General features: G+C 41.6%; 10 protein-coding genes. 8 read left to right on the plus strand and 2 right to left on the minus strand.

Annotation, left to right across the window (positions count from 1 at the left end; translation table 11 throughout):
* Positions 1-84: 84 nt before the first annotated feature.
* The gene (locus tag HMPREF2917_RS01580; RefSeq protein ID WP_003015591.1) at positions 85-1,167 is read right to left on the minus strand and encodes a M24 family metallopeptidase; all 1,083 of its coding nucleotides are present in this window, start codon (positions 1,165-1,167) and stop codon (positions 85-87) included.
* A 160-nt stretch (positions 1,168-1,327) separates the two neighbouring features.
* Here HMPREF2917_RS01580 and ccpA point away from each other — a divergent pair, with 160 nt between their 5' ends.
* From ccpA to HMPREF2917_RS01620, 8 genes are all read left to right on the plus strand, one after another.
* The gene (gene ccpA, locus HMPREF2917_RS01585) at positions 1,328-2,332 is read left to right on the plus strand and encodes a catabolite control protein A (RefSeq protein WP_003015564.1); all 1,005 of its coding nucleotides are present in this window, start codon (positions 1,328-1,330) and stop codon (positions 2,330-2,332) included.
* 141 nt (positions 2,333-2,473) lie between these two features.
* On the plus strand, positions 2,474-3,472 hold the full coding sequence (locus HMPREF2917_RS01590) for an LTA glycolipid anchor biosynthesis glycosyltransferase, IagA/BgsA family (RefSeq protein ID WP_041826399.1): 999 nt from the start codon (positions 2,474-2,476) through the stop codon (positions 3,470-3,472).
* A 1-nt stretch (position 3,473) separates the two neighbouring features.
* Entirely contained in the window at positions 3,474-4,796 is a 1,323-nt protein-coding gene (locus HMPREF2917_RS01595) for a glycosyltransferase family 4 protein (protein WP_070588791.1), read from the plus strand.
* Between the two features lie 353 nt (positions 4,797-5,149).
* Positions 5,150-7,093, plus strand: coding sequence for a threonine--tRNA ligase (gene thrS / locus HMPREF2917_RS01600; RefSeq protein ID WP_070588792.1), 1,944 nt, complete (start codon positions 5,150-5,152; stop codon positions 7,091-7,093).
* A 156-nt stretch (positions 7,094-7,249) separates the two neighbouring features.
* On the plus strand, positions 7,250-7,951 hold the full coding sequence (yycF, locus tag HMPREF2917_RS01605; RefSeq protein WP_003015620.1) for a response regulator YycF: 702 nt from the start codon (positions 7,250-7,252) through the stop codon (positions 7,949-7,951).
* Positions 7,944-9,296: a cell wall metabolism sensor histidine kinase VicK gene (gene vicK / locus HMPREF2917_RS01610; RefSeq protein WP_014713656.1), complete on the plus strand. Its 1,353-nt coding sequence runs from the start codon at positions 7,944-7,946 to the stop codon at positions 9,294-9,296. The genes yycF and vicK overlap by 8 nt, the downstream gene beginning before the upstream one ends.
* A gap of 7 nt (positions 9,297-9,303) precedes the next feature.
* Positions 9,304-10,113 carry an MBL fold metallo-hydrolase gene (locus HMPREF2917_RS01615; protein ID WP_003015609.1) on the plus strand — a complete coding sequence of 270 codons (810 nt, stop codon included), beginning with the start codon at positions 9,304-9,306 and terminating at the stop codon, positions 10,111-10,113.
* 118 nt (positions 10,114-10,231) lie between these two features.
* Positions 10,232-10,618 (plus strand): YbaN family protein, encoded by a 387-nt coding sequence (locus HMPREF2917_RS01620; protein WP_070588793.1) that lies wholly within the window; start codon positions 10,232-10,234, stop codon positions 10,616-10,618.
* A 265-nt stretch (positions 10,619-10,883) separates the two neighbouring features.
* Here the strand turns inward: HMPREF2917_RS01620 and HMPREF2917_RS11470 are convergent, their stop codons facing one another.
* Positions 10,884-11,345, minus strand: coding sequence for a hypothetical protein (locus HMPREF2917_RS11470; RefSeq protein WP_176745939.1), 462 nt, complete (start codon positions 11,343-11,345; stop codon positions 10,884-10,886).
* Positions 11,346-11,585 lie beyond the last annotated feature (240 nt).

The raw sequence follows: 11,585 nt of genomic DNA on the forward strand, positions 1-11,585 counted from the left end.
GAGGCTAGGACTTTTGTCCCAGCCTCATTTTTTATAGTTATTAACGAAACATTCTGTATGGTGCGACTTGGACCTACAAAAGGATTAGTCAAAGTAAAGTAAGTCTTTGCTGGTTTCTGTGAAGAGTCCAAATCCGTCTTTTGTTACGTAACCACAATCTTCGATACGGACACCGACTTTACCTGGAATATAGATTCCTGGTTCGACTGAGAAGCACATTCCTTCTTCAAGCACCATGTCATTTCCTTCCATAATAGAAGGGAATTCATGCACGTCCATTCCGATACCGTGTCCGAGGCGGTGGTTGAAGTATTCACCATAACCAGCTTTTTCGATGACGCTCCGGGCAGCACGGTCTACGTCATGAGCTGTTACACCTGGTTTGATCATGTCAATGGCTGCTTGTTGAGCTTCTAAAGTCAAGTGGTAGATTTCTTTTTTGAAATCATCAGGTTTTCCAACAGCAACGGTACGAGTCATATCTGACGCATAACCATTCACCATACAGCCAAGGTCAAAGAGCAAGAGAGCATCGTTTTCGACTTTGTTGCTTCCAGGAATTCCGTGTGGGTTAGCTGCATTATTTCCAGTCAAGACCATGGTTTCAAAGCTCATTTCATAACCCAAGCGTTTGATACCGAAGTCGATTTCTGCTACGATATCAGTTTCTGTTTTATCCAGTGAGATGGCGTCGAATCCCATATTGACAGCTTTATCTGCATATTGACCAGCCACTAACATTTTTTGGATCTCATCAGCTGATTTGATCAAGCGCATCCGGTTAATCCGTGGTGTCAAGTTGGTAAATGTTGCTTTTTCAAAGACAGTCCGCAAGCCATTGTATTTTGTAAGGATCAAGTTATCATATTCAAGTGCAACGGTTTTGGCATCTGGTTTTGCGATAGCTCCTTTAATCTTTTCCCAAGGGTTTTCAGAATCTACATAGCCAACCACTTGGAAATCGACAACTGCAGTCGCCCGTTCCACTTCAAGGGCAGGAACGAAAAGAAGTGGTTCGTGGTCTGTGTAAACGAACAAAAAGAGTTGACGTTCGTGGGGATCACTGTAAAATCCAGTCAAGTAATTGATGGTGACAGGATCGGACACAACAGCGACATCTGTTTTTTCAGTTTCAAGAAAATCGACGATTTGATCTAATTTAGACATAATGCTACCTTCTTTCTATGGATCTATTTTGTCAAATTTTCCATAAAAAAGCAAGAGTTTACAAAATTTTGCCAAAATGCTTGAAAGTGTTTACAATAAGTGATAAAATAAGATTACTTAGAGAGTGAAAACGAAATTTTCAACAATGAAAGGAAATCTTATGAATACAGACGATACAGTTACAATTTATGATGTCGCCCGTGAAGCAGGGGTTTCAATGGCAACCGTTAGTCGTGTAGTAAATGGAAATAAAAATGTTAAAGAAAATACACGAAAAAAAGTTCTGGAAGTGATCGAACGTTTAGACTATCGTCCAAACGCCGTTGCACGTGGTCTTGCCAGCAAGAAAACAACAACAGTAGGTGTTGTTATTCCAAATATTACCAATAGTTATTTCTCTACATTGGCTAAAGGGATTGATGATATTGCAGAAATGTACAAGTACAACATTGTTCTTGCAAATAGTGATGAAGACGATGACAAAGAAGTTTCAGTGGTAAACAACCTCTTTTCAAAACAAGTGGATGGGATCATTTTCATGGGTTATCACTTGACTGAAAAAATTCGCTCAGAATTTTCACGCTCTCGGACGCCAGTTGTCCTTGCTGGGACCGTGGATGTTGAACACCAATTGCCAAGTGTCAATATCGACTACAAGCAAGCAACTGTTGATGCTGTTACACAGTTGGCAAAACACAACAAGAAAATTGCTTTTGTAAGTGGCCCATTGGTGGATGATATCAATGGAAAAATTCGTTTGTCAGGCTATAAGGAAGCTTTGAAAGCAAAAAAATTGAGCTATAGCGAAGGGCTTGTGTTTGAATCCAAGTACCGTTACGATGAAGGGTATAACTTGGCAGAACGGATCATTGCGTCAAAAGCAACAGCTGCTTTTGTGACAGGTGATGAATTAGCGGCAGGTCTCTTGAATGGTTTGTCTGATCACGGTATCAAAGTACCAGAAGATTTCGAAATTATTACCAGTGATGATTCACAAGTAACCCGATATACGCGTCCAAATCTATCAACAATTGGACAACCCTTGTATGACCTTGGTGCGATCAGTATGCGCATGTTGACTAAGATCATGCACAAAGAAGAGTTGGAAGAACGCGAAGTACTTTTGTCTCATACGATCAACCAACGTGGAACGACCAAAAAATAAGGATTGGTAGACTAGAGTCTCGACATGGGAAGACGTGTCTACTAGTCTGGGAAGCCAGAACAGATAGGTTCTGGCTTCTTTTTTATACTACAAACAGGTAGAAACTTGCTGGGCACTCTTTATTTCGGTATAATAGGAGGTATGAAAGTTTTACTGTATTTAGAAGGAAAATCCGTATTACAAAAATCAGGAATTGGTCGGGCCTTGCAGCATCAAATGCATGCGCTTGATTTGGCTGGGATTCCGTATACGACAGATATTTTAGGGGACTATGATGTGGTGCATATCAATACCTATGGCCCACGGAGTTTTCTTTTGCTCCATGCAGCAAAGCGTCGTGGAAAGAAAGTCATCATGCATGGCCATTCAACCCGTGAGGATTTTGAAAATTCCTTTATCGGGTCTAACTTTTTTGCGCCCTTGTTTGGAAAGTATTTGGCTCACATGTATCAAAAGGCAGACTATGTGATCACGCCATCTGAGTATTCTAAACATCTGATTCAGTCTTATGGGGTGACTACACCGATTATTGCGGTCTCCAATGGGATTGATTTGGAAAAATACAAGAAGGATCCGAAAAAAGAAGAAGTCTTTCGCAAGCATTTTAAAATCCAAGAAGGTCAAAAGGTTGTCATCTGTGCAGGGCTTTATTTTAAACGTAAAGGAATTGAAGATTTCGTAGAAGTGGCTCGTCGCATGCCGGATGTGCGCTTTATTTGGCTAGGTTCTATCAACAAATGGATCATTCCACGTAAGATTCGTCGTATCGTGGAGAAGGATCATCCTAGTAATGTGGAATTCCCTGGCTATTTCAAGGGAGCGGTCTTCCAAGGGGCTATGACGGGTTCAGATGCTTTCTTCTTCCCATCTTATGAAGAAACAGAAGGAATCGTTGTTTTGGAAGCCTTGGCCAGTCATCAGCACACGGTCTTGCGGGATATTCCAGTATACAATGGCTGGATCGACGAGACGTCATCTGAATTGTGCCACAATGTAGACGAATTTGTGGATTCCTTGAACAAGGTTTTGAACGGACAAGTAGACAAGCGGGAGGCGGGCTACAAGGTTGCTGAAAGTCGTTCGATCGACTTAGTGGCTCATCAATTGGTCGAAGCCTATCAAACAGTTTTGGAGATGTAAGATGCGTGTAGGGTTATTTACAGATACCTATTTCCCGCAAGTTTCGGGAGTGGCGACCAGTATTCGGACGCTCAAAACAGAATTAGAAAAATTGGGTCACACGGTCTTTATCTTTACGACAACGGATAAAGATGTGAACCGCTATGAAGATTGGCAGATCATTCGGATTCCAAGTGTGCCTTTCTTCGCCTTTAAGGACCGCCGCGTTGCTTATCGTGGCTTCTCAAAGGCGCTTGCCATTGCCAAGCAATACCAGCTGGATATTATCCATACCCAGACTGAGTTTTCACTGGGCCTTTTGGGAGTGTGGATTGGACGTGAGTTGCGGATTCCAGTCATTCATACCTATCATACCCAGTATGAGGACTATGTCCGCTATATTGCGAGAGGTATGGTCATTCGCCCAAGTATGGTCAAATACATTGTGAGAAGTTATATGAATGATCTGGATGGAGTGATCTGTCCAAGTGAGATCGTCTATGACTTGCTCCAAAAGTACAAGGTCAAGGCAGAAAAACGTATTATTCCGACAGGGATTGATTTGGCCAAGTTTGACCGGCCAGAAATTACTCCGACAGAGACAGCAGCCCTTCGTGAAAAATATGAAGTCGCAGAAGATGAAACGCTCTTATTGAGCCTGTCGCGGGTTTCTTATGAAAAGAATATTCAGGCTGTTATTGCGGCCCTTCCAGACGTCCTCAAGGTCAATCCAAAAGTTAAGTTGATCGTGGCTGGAGATGGTCCTTATTTGGATGATTTGAAAAAACAAGCGGCGAAACTTGGCGTATCAGATGCTATTGTCTTTACAGGGATGATCCAGCCAAATGAGACAGCTCTCTACTATAAGGCGGCTGACTTCTTTATTTCAGCTTCAACGAGTGAGACGCAAGGGTTGACCTATTTAGAGAGTATTGCGAGTGGTACCCCGATCATCGCTCATGGCAATCCTTATCTCGATCATGTGATTGATGATCCTATGTTTGGAAAGCTCTTTTATGAGGAGAGCGATCTGGCACAAGCGATTCTTGAAGCGATTGATGAGATGCCTGCAATCGATGAGACCAAGTGGGCAGAAAAGATTGATGATATTTCTGCAGCAACTTTTGGCCGTCGGGTCTACGAATTTTACCTGGATAAAATCATCTCGAAAGACTTTTCAAATGATTTGAATCCTGAGCAAAGTCGGGTTAAGCGGATGTCTAAGACCATTGTGAAAATCCCGACCAAGGTGATTGCTCTTCCGGTCAATGGATCTGTGAAGATGATGAAGGCTTCGGTCAAACAAGTGAAGAAAATCCGTAAAATCACGCATTTCTTTGATTGAAAACGAAACTTTTTCTTGCAAAATTTTTCAATCGTGCTATAATAACTGACAGAGACATATCAAATCTAGGAAATCTGATAGAGAGCGCGTGGGGCTGGAAATCGCGTAGAGGATAGGTTTGGGACTACTCGTGATTCTTTTATGCAAACATAAAACGGTGGCTACGTTAGAGCCAATCAGAGGTGTCCCTCTTTTTTGAGGAACATAAATGAAGGTGGAACCACGTTGCGACGTCCTTTCGAGGAGGTCGCTTTTTTGATTTCTTAATGAAGAAATCTAAAGAAGAGACGATTCCAATGTTCAAAGATACCTCCCACCCATTTAGCTACTAAAAACTTTATAAGGAGAAAATCATGATTAAGATTACTTTCCCAGATGGCGCTGTTCGTGAATTCGATTCTGGCGTTACTACTTTTGAAATTGCCCAATCTATCAGCAATTCTTTGGCTAAAAAAGCTCTTGCTGGTAAATTCAACGGCAAATTGATTGACACAACTCGTGCCATCACCGAAGATGGAAGCATTGAAATCGTGACACCTGATCACGAAGATGCTCTTCCAATCTTGCGTCACTCAGCGGCTCACTTATTTGCCCAAGCTGCTCGTCGCCTCTTCCCAGACATTCACTTGGGTGTTGGTCCAGCGATCGAAGATGGTTTCTACTACGATACAGACAACCAAGCGGGTCAAATCTCTAACGAAGACCTTCCCCGTATCGAAGAAGAAATGAAGAAAATCGTGAAAGAAAACTTCCCATCTATTCGTGAAGAAGTGACCAAAGATGAAGCGCGTGAAATCTTCAAAAATGATCCATACAAATTAGAATTGATTGAAGAACACTCAGAAGACGAAGGTGGATTAACGATCTACCGTCAAGGTGAATACGTTGACCTTTGCCGTGGCCCACACGTCCCATCAACTGGTCGCATCCAAATCTTCCACCTTCTTAACGTTGCTGGTGCTTACTGGCGTGGTAATAGCGACAACGCGATGATGCAACGGATCTATGGTACAGCTTGGTTTGATAAGAAAGACTTGAAGAACTACCTTCAAATGCGTGAAGAAGCTAAGGAACGTGACCATCGTAAACTTGGTAAAGAGCTTGATTTGTTCATGATTTCTCAAGAAGTTGGTCAAGGTCTTCCATTCTGGTTGCCAAATGGTGCGACCATCCGTCGTGAGTTGGAACGCTACATCGTTGATAAAGAAGTAGCAGCAGGCTACCAACACGTCTACACTCCACCAATTGCTTCTGTAGAACTGTATAAAACTTCAGGTCACTGGGATCACTACCGTGAAGACATGTTCCCACCAATGGATATGGGAGATGGAGAAGAGTTTGTTCTTCGTCCAATGAACTGCCCTCACCACATTGAAGTCTACAAACACCATGTGCATTCTTACCGTGAATTGCCAATCCGTATCGCTGAAATCGGGATGATGCACCGTTATGAAAAATCTGGTGCTCTGACAGGTCTTCAACGTGTCCGTGAAATGTCTCTGAATGATGGTCATACCTTTGTGGCTCCAGAACAAATTGAGGAAGAATTCAAAAAGATCCTTCAATTGATCATCGATGTGTATGAAGACTTTAACTTGACAGATTACCGTTTCCGCTTGTCTTATCGTGATCCTGAAGACAAACACAAATACTTTGACAACGATGAAATGTGGGAAAATGCTCAACGCATGTTGAAAGCCGCTGTTGATGATATGGGTGTTGAGTACTATGAAGCAGAAGGGGAAGCTGCCTTCTACGGACCAAAATTGGATATCCAAGTGAAAACAGCTCTTGGTAAAGAAGAAACTCTTTCAACTATCCAATTGGACTTCTTGCTTCCAGAACGCTTTGATCTTCATTACATCGGAGCAGACGGGGAAGAACACCGTCCAGTCATGATCCACCGTGGGGTTATCTCAACGATGGAACGCTTTACTGCGATCTTGATTGAAAACTACAAGGGAGCTTTCCCAACCTGGCTTGCTCCTCACCAAGTCACCCTTATTCCAGTATCGAACGAAAAACACGTAGACTATGCTTGGGAAGTAGCTAAGCAACTTCGTGACCGCGGTGTTCGTGCCGATGTGGATGAACGCAATGAAAAAATGCAGTTCAAGATCCGTGCTTCTCAAACACAAAAGATTCCTTACCAATTGATCGTTGGGGACAAGGAAATGGAAGACAAGGCTGTAAACGTGCGTCGTTATGGCCAAAAAGAAACAGAAACCATGTCAGTGGATGCATTTGTAGAATTAATTCTTACAGATATTGCAAATAAATCCCGCGTTTCAAAATAATGCAAAAAGAAAAGATTGAGATGTAATGATCTCAGTCTTTTTGCTTTCTCTTATTGGAAAGGCCAGCAATTGAGACTCCACATTTCTTCATAAGTTTGATATAATAAGAAGATAGAGATTGATAAGGAAAAGTAGCATTAGAAACAGGTATGTAAGATGAAAAAAATATTAGTAGTTGATGATGAAAAACCAATTTCAGACATTATCAAATTTAACATGGCGAAAGAGGGCTATGAGGTATTGACAGCCTTTGATGGTCGGGAAGCATTGGAAGTCTTTGCAGCTGAAAATCCAGATGTTATTATTCTAGATTTGATGTTACCAGAGATTGATGGTTTGGAAGTGGCGCGGACGATTCGTAAGACCAGTAATGTGCCGATCATTGTCCTATCTGCCAAAGATACGGAATTTGATAAGGTCATTGGGCTTGAAATTGGGGCAGATGACTATGTGACCAAACCCTTCTCGAATCGGGAATTGCAAGCGCGTGTGAAAGCCTTGTTGCGTCGTTCTGAGTTTGCGGCTGATCCTCAGCTTGAAAATGATGCCGATACGGAAATTGTCATTGGTGATCTTCACATTCTTCCAGATGCCTTCTTGGTTCAAAAAGGCAACAAAGAATTGGACTTGACTCATCGCGAATTTGAATTGCTCTATCACCTTGCGACCCATGTCGGTCAAGTGATGACCCGTGAGCACCTTCTTGAGACGGTGTGGGGCTATGATTACTTTGGTGATGTTCGGACAGTGGACGTGACGGTTCGTCGTTTGCGTGAAAAAATCGAGGACACACCGGGACGTCCAGAATATATCTTGACTCGCCGTGGTGTTGGATATTATATGAGAAACAATGATTGATCAACTAAAACAATTTGTAATGTCGTCGAACTTTGTCTTTGTTCTGATTACGGTTGGGTTTATCATTGTGGTAGCCTTGCTTTTGCTAGAAAACCGTAGGGACAATATCAAGCTCAGACAATTAAACTCCAAAATTAAAGATCTGATTGCAGGGGACTATTCCGAAGTGGTCGACATGCAAGGAAGTCCAGAACTGACGGATATGACCAATAGTATCAATGATCTGTCTGAGGTTATTCGCCTGACGCATGAAAACTTGGAACAAGAAACCAAGCGTTTGACCAGTATCCTTTCTTACATGACAGATGGGGTGCTTGCGACCAACAGACGTGGTCAGATCATTATGGTCAATGAAATGGCAGCCAAGCAATTGAATGTTAATCCAGATGAGGTGCTCAATACCAGTATTCTGGATTTGCTTTCGCTTGGAGACGACTATGATCTGCGAAGCTTGATTACAGAAGTACCAGAGTTGACCATTGATTCCCAGGATGAAAATGGAGAATACTTAAGTCTTCGTGTGCGCTTTGCCTTGATTCGCCGCGAGTCAGGTTTTATCTCTGGTCTGGTAGCTGTCTTGCACGATACGACAGAGCAGGACAAGGAAGAGCGGGAACGTCGCCTCTTTGTCTCCAATGTGAGTCATGAATTACGGACACCTTTGACCAGTGTGAAATCCTATCTGGAAGCCCTAGACGATGGCGCTTTGTCAGAGCCGGTAGCACCAGATTTTGTCAAAGTTTCACTCAATGAAACCAACCGCATGATGCGCATGGTCACAGATCTATTGAGCTTGTCACGAATCGATAATGAAACCAGTCAGTTGGACATCGAGTTGACCAACTTTACGGCCTTTATCACCTTTATTTTGAACCGCTTTGATAAGATCAAGAGTCAATCGCAAGAAGATACCAAGAAGTATGAACTGATCCGGGAATACCCGATCACCCCGATCTGGGTTGAAATTGATACGGATAAAATGACCCAGGTGATCGACAATATCTTGAACAATGCCATCAAGTACTCACCTGATGGTGGAAAGATCAAGGTAGGGATGAAAACGACAGATGCCCAGTTGATTATTTCCATCTCAGATGAGGGCTTGGGGATTCCCAAGAAAGACTTGCCACGCATTTTTGATCGCTTTTACCGAGTGGATAAGGCGCGTAGCCGGGCCCAAGGTGGGACTGGTCTGGGCTTAGCCATTGCTAAGGAGATCGTTAAGCAACACAAAGGCTTTATTTGGGCCAAGAGTGAATATGGCAAGGGATCTACTTTTACCATTGTCTTGCCGTACGACAAAGATGCTATTAAAGACGACTGGGATACAGAAGAGGAAGAATAAGGAGTCAATGACAGAAAAGGGATTTAAGTATAGTATTTTAGCTTCAGGTTCTAGTGGGAATTCTTTCTACCTTGAGACACCAAAGAAAAAACTGCTTATTGATGCAGGGCTATCAGGGAAAAAGATTACGGGACTATTGGCTGAAATTGATCGCAAACCAGAAGACTTAGATGCCATTTTGATTACGCACGAACACTCAGATCATATTCATGGTGTGGGTGTTTTAGCGCGGAAATATGGCATGGATCTATATGCTAATGAAGCGACTTGGAAGGCTATGGAAGGCACCAAGTATCTAGGAAAGGTCGATGATGCTCAAAAGCACATCTTTGAAATGGGGAAGACCAAGACATTTGGCGATATCGATATCGAAAGTTTTGGGGTCAGTCACGATGCTGCAGCCCCTCAATTCTATCGCTTTATGAAGGATGGCAAAAGCTTCGTCATGCTGACGGATACGGGCTATGTGAGTGATCGCTTGGCAGGCATCGTCGCAGATGCGGATGGCTATCTGATTGAGTCCAACCACGATGTAGAGATCCTTCGAGCAGGTTCTTACGCTTGGCGCTTGAAGCAGCGGATCTTGTCAGACCTAGGCCACCTTTCTAACGAAGATGGTGCAGATGCCATGATCCGAACCTTGGGAAATCGCACCAAGAAGATTTATCTGGGACATTTGTCAAAAGAGAACAATATCAAAGAATTGGCCCATATGACCATGGAGAATCAACTGGCTCGAGCAGATCTAGCTGTTGGCCATGATTTTGAGGTGTTAGATACCTCGCCAGATACCGCGACCCCTTTGACGAAGATATAAAATAGAGAAAAGCAACTGTCACCTTGTTAGTTGCTTCCTTTTTTAAATATAGATGTAGTTTTTTCTTTTTTTGTTTACTGAAAAGGTTCGAAAATTGTATTGTGTGAAGGAGAAGTAAATGCGCCTTGTTTATCTTACAATTGGTTTTGTGTCTTTGGGATTAGGAATTATTGGGATTCCATTACCGATTTTACCGACGACTCCCTTTTTATTGCTATCGATGGCCTGCTTTGCTAAAAGTTCCAAACGCTTTGAAAAGTGGCTCTACCAAACCAAGCTTTATCAAACCTATGTAGCGGATTACCGAGAGACCAAATCGATTGCCAAAGAACGGAAGAAATGGATCCTTCTTCAGATCTACATTCTGATGGGGATTTCGATCTATCTGGCCCCGATTATTTGGGTGAAGCTTGCTTTAGGTGCTTTGACGATTTTCATCACCTATTATCTCTTAAAAGTGATCCCTAATAAGCCTGAAAATCCAACAGAAGAAAATCCTGATTAAAATTGGAGAATTCAGGCCCTAGAACTAGGAAAAGAAGTGCGTTCGTGCTTCTTTTTTTTTGTATAAAAATAAAAACCCTTGTGTATCAAGAGCTTTCGTTTAATGAATACGTTTTTGACTACGCTTCGGGAAATTTTAATAAGCGATCTAATTTAGGATTTTTAGTTTTCTATAAAAGGATCAACTCTTAAATATGATTAAAGTATATTTAAGAGTTGATCCATCTTTTATTAAATATCTCTTATTGTGATATGTATCTATTATATCATTGTTCTAACTCAGTTATCTTTTCTAACATTTCTTGTATATCCTTTTGCGTCTTGAAAGGATTATTTTTTATTTTCTTAACAAAGAGAATGAGTGTGATAATCAAAAAAATACAAGCGATAACAGGGTTGATGATAAAGTATAAAAGGCTAAAAAATGCAGATAATCCTACAGGAAAATACCAAGAAGAAGCTGGATATACCTTTGCCCCTCTATATGTATAAAGACCACGATTTGTTCGTTGGTAATTTATATTTCCTTTCTTAACACTGCTGAAAGCATCCACAGTAGTTTTGTTATATACCTTATTGTATATTGCACGTTTAGGATCTTTAATAAGGCCTGTCCCTTTTTGGCCGTATGTTGGAATGATTGCTCGTTTAACCTGTCTCTTTAATTTCGATGTTGTCCGAGCTTTTAAACTCTTTGAAAGACTGGGTTTTCTAACTCCTATTTTCATAGTATTACTCCTTATTATTATTTCAATCCCAAACTTTTTTGTTTTAATTATATCAAATAACGAAGGGGAATGAAATAATAACGAGGTAAAGAAATAAAATTCACTATAAGAAGTGGGCATTAAGTTGGTAAGATATAGAAATGCGAAAGTTGAAGAAACTTAAAATTCATGGAGCAACCTTACAAAACGTGGTATTCAACTTATTGGATCGATATCCAAACAAACCTAAAATATAGTAAA

The sequence above is a fragment of the Streptococcus sp. HMSC061E03 genome, from assembly GCF_001813505.1.
In the GTDB taxonomy this organism is placed as follows: domain Bacteria; phylum Bacillota; class Bacilli; order Lactobacillales; family Streptococcaceae; genus Streptococcus.

Coding starts and splice junctions, on each gene's coding strand:
- HMPREF2917_RS01580 (WP_003015591.1), bottom strand. CDS start 1,167: ATGTCTAAATTAGATCAAATCGTCGATTTTCTTGAAACTGAAAAAACA.
- ccpA (WP_003015564.1), top strand. CDS start 1,328: ATGAATACAGACGATACAGTTACAATTTATGATGTCGCCCGTGAAGCA.
- HMPREF2917_RS01590 (WP_041826399.1), top strand. CDS start 2,474: ATGAAAGTTTTACTGTATTTAGAAGGAAAATCCGTATTACAAAAATCA.
- HMPREF2917_RS01595 (WP_070588791.1), top strand. CDS start 3,474: ATGCGTGTAGGGTTATTTACAGATACCTATTTCCCGCAAGTTTCGGGA.
- thrS (WP_070588792.1), top strand. CDS start 5,150: ATGATTAAGATTACTTTCCCAGATGGCGCTGTTCGTGAATTCGATTCT.
- yycF (WP_003015620.1), top strand. CDS start 7,250: ATGAAAAAAATATTAGTAGTTGATGATGAAAAACCAATTTCAGACATT.
- vicK (WP_014713656.1), top strand. CDS start 7,944: ATGATTGATCAACTAAAACAATTTGTAATGTCGTCGAACTTTGTCTTT.
- HMPREF2917_RS01615 (WP_003015609.1), top strand. CDS start 9,304: ATGACAGAAAAGGGATTTAAGTATAGTATTTTAGCTTCAGGTTCTAGT.
- HMPREF2917_RS01620 (WP_070588793.1), top strand. CDS start 10,232: ATGCGCCTTGTTTATCTTACAATTGGTTTTGTGTCTTTGGGATTAGGA.
- HMPREF2917_RS11470 (WP_176745939.1), bottom strand. CDS start 11,345: ATGAAAATAGGAGTTAGAAAACCCAGTCTTTCAAAGAGTTTAAAAGCT.